Annotated in this window: 16 protein-coding genes and 1 pseudogene; 4 read left to right on the top strand and 13 right to left on the bottom strand. The window is 45.0% G+C overall.

The window, feature by feature from the left end:
* Positions 1 to 136: 136 nt before the first annotated feature.
* The 8 genes from AB4323_RS04950 to AB4323_RS04915 form a co-directional block, all read right to left on the bottom strand.
* A complete protein-coding gene (locus AB4323_RS04950) occupies positions 137 to 1,273 on the bottom strand; it encodes an ABC transporter ATP-binding protein (RefSeq protein ID WP_372151813.1) in 1,137 nt (378 codons plus the stop codon).
* 68 nt (positions 1,274 to 1,341) lie between these two features.
* A complete protein-coding gene (locus AB4323_RS04945; RefSeq protein WP_372151846.1) occupies positions 1,342 to 2,064 on the bottom strand; it encodes an HAD family hydrolase in 723 nt (240 codons plus the stop codon).
* The gene (locus tag AB4323_RS04940; protein ID WP_372151811.1) at positions 2,054 to 3,523 is read right to left on the bottom strand and encodes a CehA/McbA family metallohydrolase; all 1,470 of its coding nucleotides are present in this window, start codon (positions 3,521 to 3,523) and stop codon (positions 2,054 to 2,056) included. Before AB4323_RS04940 ends, AB4323_RS04945 begins: the two co-directional genes overlap by 11 nt.
* Positions 3,524 to 3,628: 105 nt before the next feature.
* Entirely contained in the window at positions 3,629 to 4,909 is a 1,281-nt protein-coding gene (locus AB4323_RS04935; RefSeq protein WP_372151809.1) for an extracellular solute-binding protein, read from the bottom strand.
* 6 nt (positions 4,910 to 4,915) lie between these two features.
* A complete protein-coding gene (locus AB4323_RS04930; protein ID WP_372151807.1) occupies positions 4,916 to 5,863 on the bottom strand; it encodes a carbohydrate ABC transporter permease in 948 nt (315 codons plus the stop codon).
* A 23-nt stretch (positions 5,864 to 5,886) separates the two neighbouring features.
* Entirely contained in the window at positions 5,887 to 6,771 is an 885-nt protein-coding gene (locus AB4323_RS04925) for a carbohydrate ABC transporter permease (protein ID WP_017074494.1), read from the bottom strand.
* A gap of 102 nt (positions 6,772 to 6,873) precedes the next feature.
* Entirely contained in the window at positions 6,874 to 7,758 is an 885-nt protein-coding gene (locus tag AB4323_RS04920) for a LysR substrate-binding domain-containing protein (protein ID WP_046224776.1), read from the bottom strand.
* 170 nt (positions 7,759 to 7,928) lie between these two features.
* Positions 7,929 to 9,554, bottom strand: coding sequence for an ABC transporter substrate-binding protein (locus tag AB4323_RS04915; protein ID WP_372151805.1), 1,626 nt, complete (start codon positions 9,552 to 9,554; stop codon positions 7,929 to 7,931).
* A gap of 153 nt (positions 9,555 to 9,707) precedes the next feature.
* Here AB4323_RS04915 and mpaA point away from each other — a divergent pair, with 153 nt between their 5' ends.
* Positions 9,708 to 10,406 carry a murein tripeptide amidase MpaA gene (gene mpaA, locus AB4323_RS04910; RefSeq protein WP_372151844.1) on the top strand — a complete coding sequence of 233 codons (699 nt, stop codon included), beginning with the start codon at positions 9,708 to 9,710 and terminating at the stop codon, positions 10,404 to 10,406.
* Positions 10,407 to 10,541: 135 nt separating this feature from the next.
* On the opposite strand, the gene AB4323_RS04905 is transcribed toward mpaA, so the two are convergent.
* Together AB4323_RS04905 and AB4323_RS04900 are read right to left on the bottom strand one after the other, a co-directional pair.
* The gene (locus tag AB4323_RS04905) at positions 10,542 to 11,873 is read right to left on the bottom strand and encodes a hypothetical protein (protein ID WP_372043737.1); all 1,332 of its coding nucleotides are present in this window, start codon (positions 11,871 to 11,873) and stop codon (positions 10,542 to 10,544) included.
* Between the two features lie 36 nt (positions 11,874 to 11,909).
* Positions 11,910 to 12,566, bottom strand: a complete 657-nt coding sequence (locus AB4323_RS04900; RefSeq protein ID WP_102385568.1) for a hypothetical protein — start codon at positions 12,564 to 12,566, stop codon at positions 11,910 to 11,912.
* Positions 12,567 to 13,052: 486 nt separating this feature from the next.
* On the opposite strand from AB4323_RS04900, the gene AB4323_RS04895 reads away from it, so the two are divergent.
* Positions 13,053 to 13,733, top strand: coding sequence for a hypothetical protein (locus AB4323_RS04895; RefSeq protein ID WP_102308706.1), 681 nt, complete (start codon positions 13,053 to 13,055; stop codon positions 13,731 to 13,733).
* 270 nt (positions 13,734 to 14,003) lie between these two features.
* On the opposite strand, the gene AB4323_RS04890 is transcribed toward AB4323_RS04895, so the two are convergent.
* The 3 genes and pseudogenes from AB4323_RS04890 to AB4323_RS04880 form a co-directional block, all read right to left on the bottom strand.
* On the bottom strand, positions 14,004 to 14,450 hold the full coding sequence (locus AB4323_RS04890) for an NUDIX pyrophosphatase (RefSeq protein ID WP_231900081.1): 447 nt from the start codon (positions 14,448 to 14,450) through the stop codon (positions 14,004 to 14,006).
* A gap of 129 nt (positions 14,451 to 14,579) precedes the next feature.
* Positions 14,580 to 14,924 (bottom strand): annotated as a pseudogene (locus AB4323_RS04885) (DMT family transporter).
* A 217-nt stretch (positions 14,925 to 15,141) separates the two neighbouring features.
* Positions 15,142 to 17,310, bottom strand: a complete 2,169-nt coding sequence (locus tag AB4323_RS04880) for a metallophosphoesterase (RefSeq protein WP_102332236.1) — start codon at positions 17,308 to 17,310, stop codon at positions 15,142 to 15,144.
* Positions 17,311 to 17,818: 508 nt separating this feature from the next.
* Here AB4323_RS04880 and AB4323_RS04875 point away from each other — a divergent pair.
* Both AB4323_RS04875 and fghA read left to right on the top strand, forming a co-directional pair.
* Positions 17,819 to 18,967, top strand: a complete 1,149-nt coding sequence (locus AB4323_RS04875; protein WP_017061634.1) for an S-(hydroxymethyl)glutathione dehydrogenase/class III alcohol dehydrogenase — start codon at positions 17,819 to 17,821, stop codon at positions 18,965 to 18,967.
* 154 nt (positions 18,968 to 19,121) lie between these two features.
* A complete protein-coding gene (gene fghA, locus AB4323_RS04870) occupies positions 19,122 to 19,961 on the top strand; it encodes an S-formylglutathione hydrolase (protein ID WP_372151803.1) in 840 nt (279 codons plus the stop codon).
* Positions 19,962 to 20,019: the final 58 nt, after the last annotated feature.

The raw sequence follows: 20,019 nt of genomic DNA, 5'->3' as shown, positions 1-20,019 counted from the left end.
AGGTTATCTAAATAATCAATAAATTAGTGAATGTTCACTATTGATAAAGTAACTACCCCTAGTAACTAAAATCCCCATTCGTCTAGTCAACGAATGGGGATTTCTTTTTACAAAACAACTCGTAGGATCAACAGAATCAGCTCTTAGGATCGAGCGTCTCTTCGGTTTCTAAATCGAACAGGTGACATTGGCTGGTGTTGAAATGCAGCACCGTTTCTTCACCACTGTTTGCCGTGCGATCCGCATCAAAAGGCACGCGAGCCACCAGCTTATCTGCACCGAGTTTAAAGTAGAGATACAGCTCATTACCCATCGACTCAACCACATCAAGCCTGTGCGTTTGAGTATTCACTTCCGCCAGCGGCGCATCGTGATTAGCCAGTTGAATGTGCTCAGGACGAACGCCAAACCACAACCACTCACCGAGTTTCTCTTGAGCGATAGCTTGCTTGTCTTGTGGCAGCGTCCAGCGTGCTCCACTTTCTGATACTACATTCATTACACCGTCAATCTCATCTACTCTCACCTTGATAAGGTTCATGGCTGGCGAACCAATAAAGCCTGCGACAAACTTATTGGCTGGGTACTGATAAAGATTCATCGGCGTATCGACTTGCATGATCTCGCCTTGATTCAATACACAAATGCGATCGCCAAGGGTCATGGCTTCCACCTGATCGTGTGTCACGTAGATCATGGTGGCGTTTTGCCCTTCTTGTTTCAGGTTGTTGTGCAGCTGCGCAATGCTGACACGAGTCGACACACGCAGCTTGGCATCTAAGTTAGACAGCGGTTCATCAAACAAGAATACATCTGGCTTACGCACCATCGCGCGACCTAAAGCAACGCGCTGCCTTTGACCGCCGGACATTTCACCCGGTTTGTTGTTCAGCAGGTGTTCGATATCCAGAGTCTTGGCTGCATCTTCAATACGTTCATTGATTTCGTGCTTTGGCAGCTTCTGTTGTTTAAGGCCAAAAGCCATGTTTTCGTACACCGACATATGCGGATAAAGCGCGTAGTTCTGAAACACCATGGAGATGCCACGATCTTTAGGTGGCAGCTCATTCACACGCTTATCGCCAATGTAGACATCACCTTCTGAGATATCTTCAAGGCCTGCGATCATGCGAAGTGTCGTGGATTTTGCGCAGCCAGACGGCCCAACAAACACCATGAACTCACCTTCGCGAATATTCAGATCGACACCGTGCACAGCCTTAAAACCATTTGGGTAGGTTTTTTCTACCCCTCTCAGTGTGACTTCAGCCATAACCTGTCCTTAAATCAATTCGTTAAATACTATCTTTGCAATCTGTCGCGGACGTTTTAGCCACGTTCTTACAGTTGGTTGAGCTCAAAATGGGCGACTGATGCGATAACCAGATCCGCCACTGGCTCTAACTCGCTGTGTTGTGCAGTCCCCGTCAGAACACCGACATTGCTTGCGCCTGCATTGCGGCCAAATTCCATATCTGAAACCGTGTCACCAAACATGATCACTTCATGTGGCTCAATACCGCATTGCTCACAGAAGGCATTGAGTAGTGCGGGCGCTGGTTTAGGTTCGATATCGCCATCAGAATAACCAACATAATCGAACATCTCGCTCAAACCCGATTGCTCCAGTGTGTAGATGGTCGAGTCTTTGGTGTCTGCGGTCGCGATGCCTAAAATCATGCCTTGCTGCTTAAACAGGCCAAGCTTTTCAGCCACACCTGGTAGTGCTTCAATCCAGCTTGGGTTCTCTTCCACTTCGTCATTGAAAGCGGCTTTGGTCACCTTAGTGAACTCAGCGAGCGAGACATTAGGTTGCAGCATGTTGAACCACGCTGTTGCGGTATCTTCCACTGGGTTTGAGGCTAATAGTCCATAGTTATCAACCACATCACCTTCCACGCCGATAGCCAAGAGTAACTCAGCACGTGTGACAGTTTGATTACCCTGATGCTGGTCACTGTAAGATTTCACACGCTCACAAGCACCACGAGAAACGTTGAGCCACATCTTGTGGAACTCTATCAATGTGCCGTCTTTATCAAATAACATCGCCTTAAACTTCATCACGGCTCATTCGCTCCATTAGTTCTCCCCAAGTACGCACTAGGGGTTGGTTAAATTCTGGTTGTTTGCCGTCGAATACGGCATTGATGCAGCCTTCAAACTCACGTTTGTCAGATACGGGTTGAGGGCTGTTGATTAATGCAGAAGAAAGTTCTCCACGACGGATATCCACTCGACACCAACGGTAGCCTTCATCAATATGGATACTTTGTAGCTCATCACTCAAAACGATTCGGTCAATAATCTCGCCATCGACCACGCACTCAGCGTAGTAAGGGTTTTCTGAATCAGTAACTGCAATACGGTAACTAAGTGCCTGTCCTTGAGAGTCATTACCCGGTAGCAAGTCGCCTAAGTTGATGTCAAACTTCAGGCCACAGCGGCGCTCTAGGTAAACTTGCCCATTACGCAAACCAGACAAGATGCCTTCGCCGCTCAAACCATGGCTGTAAACGAAGGTTGATGGGTCACCATAGATAGAGGGCTCATCCGATTTTGGATTGCGTTCATGGGGTTCAAGGTGTGAATCACTGCCGCCAATCGCCGTAATGCGTTGGCCACAATTCCACATTTCATTGAGAACTAATAACGCCTCTTCGGTCGCTTTTGGCGAGGTCGACCACGTTGGGTCACAACACACTTCAAACGTGGACACTTGGCTAAGATCCACTTGATCGTAATGCCAATGCCACGGCTTCATCATCGGGTGATTAATGCCAAGGGAACTGTGTCCACTTTTAGCTAAGTTCAATCCTGCTTCCATCGTCGCTTGGCTGCTGTGCTCAACGTCTCTAAGGTCTAAAGACTTAACCGGGCCATGCACATTAAAATGCCCGAGATCGGTCGTGACTTCTAACGCTGGTAAAAACAAACATTGGTTTGATACAGGCAGCTTAGGCTGGCAGATGTTGTGCTCGGTGAAGAAGAAGAAATCGAGCACTTGTGATTCAACAATATCTTTGGCCGCGGCCAAGGTATTGTGACCATCAGAAAGCTGAGTGTGAGCGTGTAAATCGCCGCGATACCAACGAGAATCAGAACTCAGCATATGGCTGTAATCAAACTCGATATCGTGATCACTTGTCACCGTTGGAGTCAGTTCTAACTCAGCATCGCTATTAACTGACTCATCAGAGCAAAGTACATCGACTTGATACTGCATCGCACGCTCGGTGCGAAACTCACCTTCAAGATTGTAAAGTTCTAAGAACCACTCACCTGATGGAATCGCACCATCAATCGCACCTAAACCAGAGTTTTTCGGTTGGATAGAGAGTGACTTGTGCGCCTTTTCAAATAGCACTTTGCCACGAAATGCTTGGTTGGCATCGTATGCCGCAGCGTATAAGAATCCTTTTTTCACCGTCGTACCAGTAATGGTTACGCAGTGAGAACCTGCTGGTACATCAAAGGGGATACGTACTCTGCCAAACGGCAGTTCACCTTGAAATTGGGTCATTGTCTTCACCAAATTCGTCCTAATTGAAGGACTGGATCAAAAAGAGGCCCACCCGAATAGATGGGCCTTGATGCGTGCAAAGATAGTGTTAATCCACTTTGCAGATTAAGAACGATTCGCTCGGTCTAGTGCACGTTGTGCTTTTTTAGCCGCTTGTTTTAGCGCTTTGTCAGCTGGCACGTTTTGGATTTGAATTTGGTCCGCAGCTACTTTCAGCGCATCCATGATCTTACCGTTGGTAGGGTCAAGGAAATCTTTGGTCGCCGTGTTTGCTTGCTTCAACGGAATCAGAGCTTGTGGGTTGTCTTTGGTGAACGCTTGGTATTCTGGAACTTCAGAAACACTGTTGCGCACAGGGATGTAGCCCGTAAACATCGACCATGCTGCCGTGTTTTTCGCGTTGGTGTAGAACTCGACAAACTCAAATGCACCTTTCGCTGCTGCTTCGTCTGTACCTTTTGGCATTACATAAACCAGCGCACCCGCTTGTGGTGCAGAAGGGTTTGAGCCCCAACCCGGTTGTGTGGTTGCCGAAAGCTTAGTGAAGTCCAAGTCACCTTGGTCACCCGATGAACCTGTATAACCCAGTGCGTTGTCTTTCATCACGTCATCAATGGTTTTATACCAGTATTCCCAGCCTTGACCACCGTAGTGAATTCGCATGATTTGATCATCATGGATCCACTTACGGAAGCTGTCCCACACCTCAACCCACTCAGGAGAGTCAATCAGCACTTTCTTACCGTCATCACTGATGATCTTAGCGCCGTTAGAGAAAGCCGCGTCAATCATGTTGTCTTGACCCCACATCGGCTCCCAGCCGTAGAAGGTCACGTTACCTTTGTCGTCACGCTGTGTGACTTTCTCTGCGACCTTAGCTACACCTTGCCATGTGTTTAGGTCTTGCTCGGTAAAGCCGTTGTCAGCCAACACCTGCTTGTTGTAGTAGAACACTTGAGTTGTACCGTAAGCAGGTAGACCAATGATGGTGCCATCGTCTGCCGTCACTTGATCTTTAAACGCGCCAATGAAATCAGAGAAGTTGAACTCTTCATCCATAAACGGCGTTAGGTCACGGCTCAGACCACGCCCGTGCATCGCTTCCGCACGACCTGAATCTAATAGCACAAGTTCAGGTGCCGTTTTCGACGCTAAACCAGCTTGCAGCTTCTGGTAGGTTTCCGTGTAGTTACCTTGCAATGCAGGCTTCACCACATACTCATCTTGGCTGGCGTTGAACTCTTCGATGAGCTTAGTCATCATTTGCTGTGGCTTAGTACCACCGGAATACCAAAAGTTAACTTCGGTTGCGGCAAGAACACTGCTAGAGAACATAGACGCGCTTGCTGCGCCAGCACACACTAGTGCGAGAGTTTTTAATTTCATTTCCGTTTACTCTTTTACGCCGTTATCGGCGATACCTGAAAGAATCGTCTTTTGACAAATGACGAATAGAATTAACAAAGGCAATACTGCAATGGTGCTCGCCGCCATAATTTGCGACCAGTTCAATCCATAGTTACCTTCGGCAATAAAGTAGTGACGAATCCCGGTCGCAATCAGGTTAAGTTCCTGAGTGGTGATAACCAAGCTAGGCCACATGTAGCTGTTGTAATTGGTAATAAAAGTGATGAGGAACAATGTTGCGACTGCTGCTCGGCATTGCGGTAAGATGATTGCCCATAAGATTTTGAGCTCACCTGCACCATCAATTCTTGCCGCTTCAATCAGCGACGGATGCACCTTGATAAACACTTGGCGTAGATAGAACACTCCGAAAACTGATGCCGCGTTCGACGCCACCAATCCCATGTGTGAATCTAACAAACCCAGTTTTGCCAAGGTGATGTAAGACGGAATGTAAGTCACTGCGCCCGGCAGCATGTAACAACCCATCACGACGAAATAGAGCAGCGTCTTCGAGCGAAACCTCAGCTGAGTCAACGCGTATGCAAACATCGCCGAATTCACAATCACCAATAGGGTCGTGAACAAAGCCACACTAAAGCTGTTGAAGATGTACAAGCCAAACGGCGCGCTGTGAAAGGTTTCGACAAAGGTCTCCCAGCGAAACTGCTCTGGAATCAAGTCCAGTGGGTTAGCAAAGATCTCATCGTTGCTTTTCAGCGAACCAGACAACATCCATAGAAACGGGAATACCATAATGGTTCCGCAGGTTGCTAAGAACAGGTGCTTAGCCAGTGCGAGGAACGAACTACGATCCACTGAGGCTTTCTTTGACACAACCTCTGATTTGGTCGCTATGGTTTGGGGGCTAACTTTGGTTTTCGCTGCGTTCTGATTCAATACTTGATTGGCATCCAATACTTGCGTGGTCATAATTCTGTCCTTTCAAAAATCGACTAGTAGTACACCCAGCGCTTGCCGATGTAGGTATTAATAAGTGCCAACAATCCAGTAATCAGGAATATCACTAACGATGTTGCGGCCGCAGGTCCCATTTCGTAACGCTCAAACGCTTGTTGGTAGAACAAGTACAACAAGGTACGAGTCTCTCCGCCTGGGCCGCCTTGCGTTAATATCTGGAACTGATCGAATGCCTGCATTGCCGTAATAATGTTGACCACCACCAAGAAGAATGTAGTTGGGGAAATCAGCGGCAGCGTTATCTTCAAAAAGCGCGTTAAGCTGCTGCAACCATCGATCAAAGAAGCCTCATACAGTGACTCTGGAATCTTGTTGAGCGCACTGATGTAAAACAGCATTGTCCAACCAATCGCCTGCCAAACCGTCACGATAATCACCGCAATCAAGGCTGTGTTTCCGTTCTCTAACCATGGAATTGCGCTAAACCCTGCCGACTCTAATAAGTGGTTGGCCAAGCCTGACTTCGTCTCGAACACCCAAGACCACACAATCGACACCGCGACCGTTGGCGTGATCCAAGGAGAGAAGATCACCGCACGATAGAACTGGCTGCCCTTGAAGTTTTTGTGCAACAACATCGCAAACACAAGCCCAAGAATGATGGTTGGAATCACCACTCCGACAGAGAACCAAAACGTGTTGAGTACTGCTTGAATGAACTCATAGTCCTCAACCATGTACTCGTAATTTTCTAAACCGATGAACGAATAATCTGGCGAGATGTAATCCCAATCGGTGAAGCTGATATAAATTGAATAACCAAATGGTACGAGCCAAAAAGTAAACAGTGGCACCAACAACGGTGCGGTAAATAACAGTACCTTTAAGCGGTTTTTCATTGGTTGTGAGAAAGCACTCATAGTGACCTCGTCCTTATTTGTATGCGGTTAAACTAAGTGTTTTTTATGACAGGTTAGTAAGAGCGCCCTTCATTTTTTTTATGGCTATCCATAAGAAAATCTTTACTCCAGTTCACCGTCTTCCATCTGGTGATAAAGCCAATCACAGAAGAAATTCACCTTGGCGCTGCGACTGTGCTTAGTAATCAGATAATGCGCAGATTCGGCAGGCATCGAGGATTCGCTTGCTAGTACAAGATCTTCTTTCTTGAGTAATTCGGACACCGCGAGCGAACGCACCAGCAACATTCCAATGCCATGTTTGACCGCTTCTAAGGCATGCAGAGAGTTACTCACTTCGAGCAGAACCTTAGGTAATGTCATCTCGAATTGGTTATGCCCAAGCCATTGCAGCCAGTTCTCTCGGTAGCCTTTCACCTGAACCGTCGGCAGAGCTGCAAAGTCATGCTTGCTGAGTAACTCTTGATGCTCGGATTTGAATTGAGGGCTGCACACCAACTGCCAATGTTCTTGAAACAGTCGCTCGCAATGGGTGTCTTCGCTTTCAACCTTGCCGTTGGTCAGCTCGATATCGACATTCTGACAAGGGTTGGTTGATGGCCAGTCCACCAGCTGAATATCGAGCCTGATAAAAGGGTATTTCTTATAAAAGGATGGCAGGCGAGGTAACAGCCAGTTATGACAAAAGGTGTGATTTACGCGCAAGCTGAGCACGTCGGTTTCTTTTTCCCCGAAGAGGATTTGAGTCTGTAATTTCAGGTGTGCTAATGAACCCGCAACAATCGGTTGATAGTGCTGGGCAGCTGACGTCAGCTTTACGCCTTTGGAGCTTCGCTCAAACAATGTGGTATCGAGAAAGGTTTCTAAACTTTTAAGCTGCTGACTCACCGCAGCTTGGGTAACACAAAGCTCGCGCGCAGCAGCGCCAATAGAACCGAGGCGGGCAACAGCTTCGAACGCAACAAGGGCACGTAGAGGGGGTAACATGGCTTCACCTGATTGAAATAAAAGTGAAAAATACTTCAATCAGGTTTCAGTTTTTTGCGCTTACCGTTACAGATTAATGACGAAGGGACGTTGATCAGATATTTATGATCAACGTCCCTTTTCTTTATTTCATGTTCTTAGCGGTGTGTCGCCGCGTGAATCAAACGCAATTACTCTTTGATGTAGAGATCCTTAGAATAGATACGCCCTTCTACATTGTTCTTCGCAAAACCACCAACACTTGGTCGTACTAGACGAGCCTGCATGTAGTAGTAAATTGGCGCGATCGGCATGTCTTCTGCCAGTAACTGTTCTGCCTGGTCGTAGAAACCTTGGCGATCTTGTTCGCTGGTTGCGGCTAGTGCGCTATCCATTGCTGCGTCGTACTTTTCATTGTTGTAGCGAGCAAAGTTACCTGAAGAGCCAGAACGCAATAGGCTCAAGAAGGTTGATGCTTCGTTATAGTCACCACACCAAGAGGCGCGCATTACATCGAAATCACCTTGGCGACGTGACACCAAGTAAGACTTCCACTCTTGGTTTTCAAGCTCAACTTGTGCACCTAAGTTGCCTTTCAGCATTGATGCAATCGCCACTGCTATGGACTTGTTCGATTCACTGGTGTTGTAAAGCAGTTTGAAGTCCAACGGATTAGACGCATCGTAGCCCGCTTCTTTCAGTAGCTCTTTTGCTTTTTGATCACGCTCCTTCTGAGTCCAAGTACTGTATTCAGGTTGTGTCGCATCAAAACCAGCCGTGTACTCATGAGCAAAGGTATAAGCCGGTAAGTTGCCCACCTGAGTCACACCATTGGTGATAACGTCACGCATCATAGAATAAGAGACAGCTTTGCGTACTCGCGCATCATCAAAAGGTGGTCGCGTAGTATTGAATGCGTAGTAGTAAGTACACAACAGAGGCACTGTGGTAAACGCATCTTGATATTTGCTTTTAAGCTGCTGCGCCATGTGTGTAGGCACGTCCGAAGTAATATCGACCTCGCCCACCGCATAACGGTTAATCGAGGCATTCTGATTCTCAAACGGAATATAAGTTACTTCGGTTAAGTGGGTATCTGAACTGTCCCAGTACGTCGGGTTCTTCTTAAGCTCAATGCGCTCGTTCACCACCCACTCATCTAGTACGAATGCACCATTACCAACAAATTGCTTAGGATCGCTCCACGGCTTGTCACTACTTTCTAGGGTTGCTTTGTGCACTGGCATCATGGATGTGTGGCCTGTCATCGCCACAAAGTAAGGCACTTTACTATCGAGTTCGAATTTCACCGTGTGTTTATCGACTGCAGAGATACCTAACTCTTCAACGGGCTTTTTGCCTTCGGCTACGTCAGCAATGTTGTTGATTTGAGTAAGCTTGAGATACCAAACATTCGGCGATGCCGTTTTAGGATCGACCGCGCGTCTTATCGCATACACGAAATCATCGGCCGTCACCGGATCGCCATTCGACCATTTCGCGTCTTTACGTAGGTGGAATACAAACGTCTGGTTGTCTTCGGTTTCCCAAGACTGTGCAACACCTGGGGTGATATTGCCATCGCGATCTTGAATCACTAAACCTTCAAATAGGTCACGTAGAATGTGCATTTCTGGCAGGCCTTCTGCTTTCGCAGGGTCAAGCGTCGCCGCTTCTGCATCGTTAGCACGAACTAAATGTTGTTCTTTCGCCAGAGAAGTTCCCGCAGGCAATGTGTCAGCAACGGCAGTTACTGAGATAAAAGGGGTCAATAGAGATGAAATGAGTAAAGCCGTTGAATGTTTCTTAAAATCCATATGTTTTTGCTCTCCTAGCCTATCTTTGAAGCAAGTAATAAAATTAACAATGCGACTGTTGACGAGTTTTAACGCTTTAGTTTATTTAAGTAAGTTTGTGTAATCGTTAATACTTGATAGTACTTGATCAATCAGGAGATAAAGGTGAGTTTAATTCCAAGAACAGAAAGAGCTGCATTTTCAATAAAGCCGCTAACATATGGAAAGTCAGTATTGGGCGCACCCTTGCTCTATTTCCCCGCGCAAGTAGAAAGCGAATCTCGAGGTCTAATCTTAGCAGGCACGCACGGTGACGAAACCGCTTCTATCGCAGGTTTGTCTTGTGCACTAAGAAGTTTGCCAGCCGCCAACTTGAGACACGATGTGATCCTGTCGATGAACCCAGATGGCAATCAATTAGGCACTCGCGCCAACGCCAACCAAGTCGATCTGAACCGCGCCTTCCCAACTCAAAACTGGACAGAAAACGGCACCGTGTATCGCTGGAGCTCCCACACACCAGTCAGAGATGTAAAAGTGAAAACCGGCCAAGCCAACCAGCTCGAACCTGAAGTGCAGTCCCTCATCACACTCATTGAACAGCGTAAGCCAAAATTCGTCATCTCTTTCCACGAACCTCTCGCCATGGTCGATGACCCAACCCAATCGGAGCTTGCCACTTGGCTAGGCAAGCAGTTCAACCTACCACTCGTGGAAGACGTGGATTACGAAACCCCAGGCTCATTCGGTACATGGTGCCAAGAAAGAAACTTACCGTGTATTACCGTAGAACTGCCGCCCGTTTCTGCGGATTTAACTATCGAGCAATATTTGGATGCGTTTGTGGCTGTGTTGGGGTGTGAGGGAAGTTAGCGCAACTCATTTTTGGACATAAATGATTTAGTGCAAACACTCAAACACATCCGTGTCAGATAACAAAAAGTATCCATAGTAATGACATTTCATAGTAAAAATGCCACGCGTTACGAATCACTCTTAAGCTGCTAATTAGGTTGTTACTTCAACATCTTCCAAAATTGTTCTAATGACAGATATTGGGCTTTGTCCATGAAACATAACACGTAGAAAAATACCATCCATTAAGACGACTTCTTTGTTTCCTTTCCCTATGAATACAACTTTACCTTGATGCTTATATGGTCGCTTACCCGTTTGACTCAAGCGACCTTGTTCTTTACTAGTAGCAAATCTTACAGAGTAGCCAGCTTTTTCACATTCACTTAGTAGTGACTTAATACAGATTCCCATGCAGACTTGCTTTCGACCAAACAATACATCGAACGTGTCTTCATCAGAAATGTTCCGACTAAATATAGGTAGCGCTAAAGGGTTGCGCATGCAGTCTATCAATAGAGATCTTGGGCATTCGGGAGTACCACCCATTTCGTCAAACCATGCGTTGAACATAATGTGTCCACCAACTCGCATATGATCTGATTTATATACTCCAAGGAAAAGGCAGTTATCAATAACATCTAGAGCCCAACCCTTACTATTTGCTTGTTGTAGTGCATTGTTGAGTCTGTCGTCCCACGTCTCAATTGGGAAGAATGGTTCTGGTATTCTAACTTCTTCATTTGTATCTGGGTCAACACCGTAACCTTTACCAAGAACTGATGTCACATGAGACATTCTATTAGCTTGACGGGCCATCCGTTGGAGCTGCTTAACCGCTTGCTTCCCCTCTTGCTTAGCGAAGTAATAGAGAGATCTATCGCAACCAGACTCTATGTAGAATTTCATGAAATCGCCAATTTTGACGTTCATTGAACCCTCTTTAACTTCAGCAATCGTTAAACCTTTTTCTGGTTCATATACAAGTAAATCGCCAACTTGTATAAATGAAGTTAGGTCAGATATGAGTGTTACTGCTTCAGGCTTATTTTTCAATGTTTCTTGAGCCGCAAATACCACTGACTCAAAATTACTGTTATAAAGATCTGGCTGAGCTGTTGATTTGAAAAAACGTCTAGCATGGGCAAGTTGGTGCCCTAAAAGTTGCCATGCTATTGCATCAGCAATTCCTCGAAGCAATAACTCCTTTGGGAAATCTAGTTTACCTTCACTCTGAACTATAGCGACGATATCATCTTGTGCTGACATCATGCCCTTATTCGCGGTACTGTAAAATTGCTTTCTAAGCTCGGGGTTATTTCGCAATTCTTCTAAACTGGTGATGTCTCCCCATAAGTGACGAGAACCCTGACACGCTTTCGTATAAAGAGACTTTGTAAATTCTTCATACTCGGCAGGAAATGCCATTGGACTTAGAGTCTTAACTAAGTCATATTTGGACTTTTTGCGCTTCTTCTTACCCAACGTACCTACCTCTTTATTTATAAACTGGAGCAATTGTTATGGCTTTGGGGGATGAGGCTCAGTTCCAATAACAAGGCAAATCAGAACAACTAAAGACAATACTGTCACCCCAAGCTTCAACAAAGGCTTTGATTCAATGTAAATAAGATAAGGTGGTTTATACTTGTCGTCCTCTGTACATAAGGCGAACCACCACACAAGTATATTTAAAAAAAGGCTATAGCCCAAAAGTATACTTGCAAGTATAGAATGACCTAACATACCCCAAGCTGAAATCGTACCACCACTTAAAGCGACTATAACCATCGCGACTAAAACGCCGAACATCAACGCACCAATCTCAGCAGCCATATTAAAGATTCGTATAGCTGCATTAAAAAAATATTCAGATGCCACCTTTACTCTGACTATGGAGCTAAGGGATGACAGACATATTAAGATAGCTCCGATTACAAACAGCATATTCCAAAACAAAGGTGATACAGCTTGCCTTGTTGCTAGATACAAATAGTCATGACCAATTAGATCTTTTGAGTAATAGCTGATGCAGAGAGCGGCAAAACCACAAGCAATCGTAACCCAGTAACGAGACACGTATCTTGTAAATACCTCTGAACATCCGCTGCGAGGTGCCAAAGCATTGCCCTCAGAATCTAAGCATGGCCCTAAAACATACTCTTTGAATTGATTCACAATTTATCCTTACTCTTGATCCATAATGTTTTATAGACGGGTTCTTTCAGTGTTTGCATTCAGTCTATCTTGCTATCACTAATTGTGAACCTCAAGGCATATCAAACTGTTGTGTGAAACGAGAGGGAGTTTCAGGGCAAAATGCCGAAAATTTCCGCATAAGACGCTACTGAATGGATTAAGATAATTTGGTCTAATGCGGTACGCTTTAGGTAACTGGTTCGTCGGGACTAAGAAGGTTTGGGGCAGGAATGAGTTGGCGACTTTGCTCACAGGGGCATACTTCGGACAACTTTAATTCGAACAAGTGATCATGTCATATCTCGAAAGCGGGCTTGTTCAACACCGAATTACCCTCTTGTGCCATAAACACTATGTCCCTTTAAGTTTTCTGGGATGTATGCCTTAACTGTGTGTCTCGACAGAGAGTTACTCCTCAGAAAGTATATGATTGTATTAACTAGTTATGTTCAAGGTGAAAAAAGTATGATTGAGAAATGGGGTAGTAATCGAATTTTAATCCTAGTTATTAGCGTGGGACTGATAGTGATTTTGGCCGTGATGACACTGCCTTGGATTGTACTGTTTAAAGATTATTTCTATTTGGCTACTACCGAAGATTTTGCAAACTTCGGCGACTATATCGGCGGAGTATTGACTCCTATATTTACATTGCTCTCAGCTCTTTTCATTGGTATCCAAATCATCAGTAATTCTAACAACCAAAAGTTAGAGAGGCTTCTTTCCGACTTCAATGAAGCAATGGACAAGTTGAATAACGATTATAAAATTATAGAGCGCGATGAGCACAAAAGTGACAACCGTTCTTACAATAGGGCTTGGCTAGAAGAATTATCTAATGAGAGTGAACAATCTATTCTAAGGAAAGGTAACCGAGAAAGAGATGAAAAATACGGTGATTGTATTTATGGGATGAAATATATCGTTTCTCTATTAGAGCAGATTGAAGAAATCGATCCCGCACAGGAAAGATCATCAAGGGACAAACTAATAGCTTCTATTGGCATGAAGGAAGTCACTACCATTCAAGAGACTTTGTTTTACCAATTCGCAGATGTGGGCCTTGGCCTCAATGATGTTTACTGGGTCTCTGAGCGAAGAAAAAGAGAACTTGAGATTCAGGCGTTTGTACAAAGACGCAAGTAGCTTGAGATTGGTGCTCTGCTAAGTTGAGTTACTGAATCTAATACTCAAACAAGCAAGGTCTTCCAAGTCACTGGTATGTAAATCATCTAAAATGAAAAAACTCAAAGCGACTTTTAAGTTTTGACGGAGCTTGAAAGCTGAATTTACTTATTACTTTTTGTATAGCAAAGTTAACAAATCATCACTGTTCACACTTGGATACTAAACTCACTTTGGGGTAAAGGTGAGCCAGCGCGGGTCTCACTGGCTCAAATATGGACAGATTCGATTCTAACTATTTATGGGATGGCGCTTAAGTCGTTCGGATAACTCCCATAAAGCTATTCGATTAGAATCATATTTGAGAAGCTCGTTCGCTTCAGATGCCTTACACCAACGAAACTCTGTGTGTTCCGAAGATAACTGTGGCTCACTCGAAACCTGCACTGAGAATGAATATTCTGGTATCACATAAGGGTTAAGGCTCCATTCTTCATGACCAGAATAAAACACTCGCGGTAACATACACATAGAATCTAGTTGAACCCACTCAATACCTGTTAACGAGGTTTCTTCATATAATTCTCTTCTTGCAGCTTCAAGCAAAGACTCATGATCTTCACCACCACCAGAAATTGCCTGCCATTCACCATTGTCTGTGCGGCAAGCAATCAGGAATATGGGGTCTTCCATTTCAAATTTGTATGGGAATATAAGTACCTGAAATGGTGCTCTCATTGAATTAGTTCCACTATTGTTACGCGTCCATAGATATTACAACCATTAGAAAAAGTTGGGGAATTTTCAGATTAAATTTTTCACGATTTTGTTACGCAAACTCGGAATGGGGCAAAAGCGAGTTAGCCCCTAATGACTCACCGACGTCGAAAACAAGTTAATAATCACGACGCCCACCAAAATCAAAGCGATACCGATGATCGCAAAGATATCGAGTTTTTGCCCGTAGACCAGCCAAGACAGCGCTGCGACTAGCACTATCCCTGCCCCACACCAAACCGCATATGCCACACCTAAAGACATAGTTTGAACCGTGAGAGACAACAGATAGAAAGCAAAGCCATAACCGACTAGCACTGCGGCAGTCGCGGGCAAAGAAGTAAATTACTGCGTTTTAGGCAATAGAGAAGTCGCGACAACTTCAAATACAATGGCAAGTGACAGCATCACAGGAGGCGAGAGAGATAAAAGCATGTTTAAGTCCACAACAATAAAATACGGCGCTCAGAATATTGTAGTTTTATTTCCGATTCATGCGATTTTCAGCAAGTAATTATTATGATGCACCTTAAAAATTCTTAGGTGTAATTCTCGATTAAACCTACGCTTAGACAAAAAAAGAGCCCACTAATTCGTGGCTAGCAGACCCTTCATCAATCTAATCATCTAATCATCTAATCGGCAAAAGCGCTTAATTTGCAGACGTTGAGCCTCTTAGGATATCGCGCTTCACTTCACCTTTAAGATCGGTCAGGGTTTGCTGGTCGATATCAATCAAGAAGTGGTCACTTGCTTGGCCTGTTGCGAATTTTTCAAGAATCACGAACAAGCTACCGAAACGAGAGCGGAATACCTCTCCCACTGTATATTGGCCAAGATCACCTAGCTCTGAATCCACTGTGCCATCAAACTCGGCAAGCTCGCGGCTTAGCAGTTCGTATTGGCGTAGTTGTGTTTCACCGATATCACGGAACGCCAGTTCGTCTGCATTACGTAGTCGGTAGAAATCGGTTGCTAGTAGCTCACCACTCCACTCTGCAAAGTCAGCTAAGCTTAACCCCTCAGTAGTTGCCAAAACCTCAGCTTCTACTTTGGCTGCCTGCCAATCTTTCTGGAACTGTTCCTCATCAACGACACCATTTGCAGTGCAGCCTTCAACTGGATAACCCAACTTGTCAGCTAATTGACAAACCGTGAACTGCGTTTCTAGTTGAGACATGATCATCATCTCTTCACCGTTCATGTGCATGATCATTTCACGCATTTCGATTGGCCAATCACTAGGAAGGAAACGCAAGCGCGTTAATTCACGGATATGCCAGTCGGTGAGTTCATAGTAACTCTTTGAATCAAGAATATTGATATCCCATATCTTAGCTTCTTCTTCCTCATTACTTGCGTTTGCTGTTAAGTACTCATGCTCTTCTTCGTAGTGACTAAATAGTTCGTTGTAACGTTCAACTTGATCGATAACCACAGTTTCAACTTCGATTTGGTTATCAGGGCGAATGTTCAGCAGCTTGTAAGCTGGGATGTAACCCGCTAACGATGGCGCTTGGATATTAAAGAGCGTGTGCTGAACACCATCGATATTGAAGCTTTTCTTACCAGTATCGTTAAAGTGCATATGACCGCCAACGTGGATATTCAATCCTGTTGCAGCAAGTGTACGACTAGTATTGTCATCTGGTTCACGAGCCAGTTGATGGCTTCCTTCACCAAACAGATCTTCAATCTCTTCAGAGGCACCGTTGTAGAAATCTGTCATTGGGAAGTGCGAGAAGGAAACAAGCGTCTTATTCTGCTCTTTGGCTGCTTTTACTACATCAGAGATCCAATCGATCACATGTTCTTTGTGAGTCAGCATCATGTTGTAGCCAGCGCTGCTTGATCCATCAAACGTGTTTCCGTCTACAGAGCTATCAGACGAATTTTCTTTAGGGCGATAAACATTCGCGTCAATGGCCAACAGCCACAAGCCTTTGACTGGCTCGACTAAGTAACTGGTATCCGGCACTTCAGAACAACTTGAGTAGCCATTCTCTTTATAACTACCACCTGTTCCTTCATAACAGATCTCGTACATGCGCTTATCAAAAGCTGCTTCTTCTTTCGCTAATTCATAGCTGTAGTTGGTACGAGCTTGCGCACTGCTATAAGGGGTTTCAAAGTAGAGATAATCTTGCTGAGGGTAGAAGCCGTGAGTACCAAGGATACTCATGATCTCTTCATAGCCCCACTCACGCACTTCTTCAGTACAGATGGTTGCTAGGTTATCGCCGTCACCGGGAATGGTTGTCCACTCATCTTCATAGCCAACACACTCTTCCTTACCCCGACTATAAATACGTTGGTTCTTACCCCCTTCTCCCAAAAAGTCCGACTTACCCGCAGGTATAGTAAATGGCCTCACTGGATCGTGGTTGCCAGGCGCTGCAAAAAACTCAAGGCCGTACGTGTCACGATAGTGGTCAAAAATGCTCACTAATCCACGCATATGTACTGGCTGACCGTCGTCACTGAAGTCCCCCGGCAGTGCTACGTACTTCACTCCGCGCTCAACCACATCATCAAGCGCTGCGATCATCGCGAAATAGTTTTCGTTGAATAGACGGGTAGAGTTCATCTGAGACTCCATCGTTCTGATCGTTGCATTCTTACCACTGATTGCATTCGGCAACCCTGCGAACGAGCCATCCTGAAAATCACCGTAAACATCATGGAAATGGATATCAGGCATGAACGCCACTTGCACTGCGCTATCCATATTGCCGCTGTCATCACTTGGCGAACTTGAATTGCAACCGACCAAAGCTGTTGCTATCAAGCCTGACAGTACGGTCAATGTACTCTTTTTCATTTTCTCTTCCCAAAAAGTTAGAACTCAAAATTTGGCGAGGAGATTAGGTGAGAAAAATGACACTATTGTTTCTGATATCTTACAAAACGTCGCATACAGAGTGCTTATGCGACATTGCTTCAATCCTTAAAATTCAATTAGTTAGTAATGATCATGAGTATTGATGACTCTATCGTACGAATCAGTTATTAATATATAAGCCGCCATAAGACAACCCCTCAAACATCAATGACAACTATGCATTCCGACTATTTGAATAAGTAGCCCTCCATCAAAAACCGGCTCGATCCGAATAAAGTAATCACAGGGAAAACAGATCAGCTCTCCATACTTATTATTACAAATACGTAATAATAATTTTCTATTTAAGGGGATTATCAAAACATGCACTCACACCTATACTAGCTCCAACAAAACGAGAGAGCGGAAACAATTAAGCTCAACTACGCTTAACGGGTTGAATTTAATTGCACAGTTATCCGCTGTACTGACATATAGGAAACATCCAATGACAATCGAAATTAAACCTGGTCAAACGCATATCAAATCAAAAGCAATGGTTGCATGGGCAGCTGGCGAGCCACTAAAAATGGAAGAAGTTGATGTACAACTTCCTAAAGCTGGTGAGGTTCTAGTTCGCATCGTTGCTACTGGTGTTTGTCACACTGACGCATTCACATTATCAGGTGACGATCCAGAAGGTATCTTCCCTTCAATTCTTGGTCACGAAGGTGGCGGTATCGTTGAGATGATCGGCGAAGGCGTTACAAGTGTTGAGATTGGCGACCACGTTATCCCACTTTACACAGCTGAATGTGGCGAATGTAAGTTCTGTAAATCTGGTAAAACTAACCTATGCCAAGCCGTTCGTGAAACGCAAGGTAAAGGCCTAATGCCAGACGGTACAAGCCGCTTCTCTATCAATGGCGAAACAATTTTCCATTACATGGGTTGCTCTACTTTCTCTGAGTACACTGTACTTCCAGAAATCTCTCTAGCGAAAGTAAGCAAAGAAGCACCACTTGAAGAAGTTTGTCTTCTAGGTTGTGGTGTAACAACAGGTATGGGCGCGGTACTTAACACAGCTAAAGTTGAAAAAGGCGACAACGTTGCTGTATTCGGCCTTGGCGGTATCGGTCTTTCTGCAATCATTGGTGCTCGCATGGCTGGTGCTAACCGCATCATCGGTGTTGACATCAACGAGAGCAAATTCGAGCTAGCGAAACAACTTGGCGCGACTGACTGCATCAACCCAATGAACTACGACAAGCCAATCCAAGACGTTATCGTTGAGATGACAGACGGTGGTGTTGAGTACTCTTTCGAATGTATTGGTAACGTAAACGTGATGCGTCAAGCGCTTGAATGTTGTCACAAAGGTTGGGGCGAATCTGTAATCATCGGTGTTGCAGGCGCAGGTCAAGAGATCTCAACTCGTCCATTCCAACTAGTAACAGGTCGTGTATGGCGTGGTTCTGCTTTCGGTGGTGTTAAAGGCCGCTCTGAGCTTCCAGAAATCGTAAACCGTTACATGGCGGGTGAGTTTGGTCTTCAAGAGTTCATCACTCATACAATGGGTCTGCAAGACGTAAACGAAGCATTCGACCTAATGCATAAAGGTGAATCTATCCGTACTGTTCTACACATGGATAAGTAACACATCTTGGCCTCGATTCTTTCGAGCATCGAGGCCACAGCTACAAATGAATAGCAACAAACTGTCTTCACCACCTCCTGCCCGGTGGGTGGTGAAACTTTATGTAATATAGACAAATTTACTCCCAAACCATCAACCTAACGGAGCACAATAGATGACATTCGAAAACATTAGCCAAGCAAAGGTTGCTGGTGGTTGGCACAAACAATACACCCACTTTTCTGCAACGCTTGACTGCAACATGCGTTTTGCGATTTTCTTGCCACCTAACGCAAGCAAAGAAAACCCAGTTCCTGTTTTGTATTGGTTGTCAGGCTTAACCTGTACCGATGAAAACTTCATGCAAAAAGCCGGCGCTTTCAAAGCCGCGGCTGAGCAAGGCATCGCGATTGTTGCACCAGACACTAGCCCACGTGGCGAAGGTGTTGCCGACGATGAAAATTACGATCTCGGCCAAGGTGCAGGCTTCTATGTGAATGCCACTCAAGCCCCATGGGACAGCCATTACCACATGTACGATTACGTGGTAACAGAGCTCCCTGCATTAATTGAGTCGTTCTTCCCTGTTACATCCGTAAAATCGATTTCTGGTCACAGCATGGGCGGACATGGTGCCCTAACGATTGGCATTAAAAACGAAGATAGCTACCGTTCTATCTCTGCATTCAGCCCAATCACCAACCCAATGCAATGCCCTTGGGGACAAAAAGCCTTCAACCAATACCTAGGCTTGGATATTGAAGAGTGGAAACACTACGATGCCTCTGAGCTTCTAAAAACCAAAGGCACTAAACTGCCAATGTTGGTCGACCAAGGTGAAGCCGATAACTTCCTGATTGAACAGCTTAAACCTGAGCAATTAGTCGAAGCCGCTAAGGTAACCAATGCCGATTTAGATCTACGTATGCAGCCTGGTTACGACCACAGCTACTACTTCATCTCTAGCTTTATTGATGAACACATTGAGTTCCACGCTGCTTACTTAAACAAGTAGCCAGATGAATTTAGCCCGCACTTTGTAAACGCAAGGTGCGGGCTTTTTTATGGTTCAT

It is taken from the genome of Vibrio sp. 10N.261.52.C11 (genome assembly GCF_041471405.1).
GTDB classification, from domain to species: Bacteria; Pseudomonadota; Gammaproteobacteria; order Enterobacterales; family Vibrionaceae; genus Vibrio; species Vibrio crassostreae_C.
Note: the sequence above shows the minus strand (reverse complement) of the source record. Positions and strands in the feature narration are given on the sequence as shown.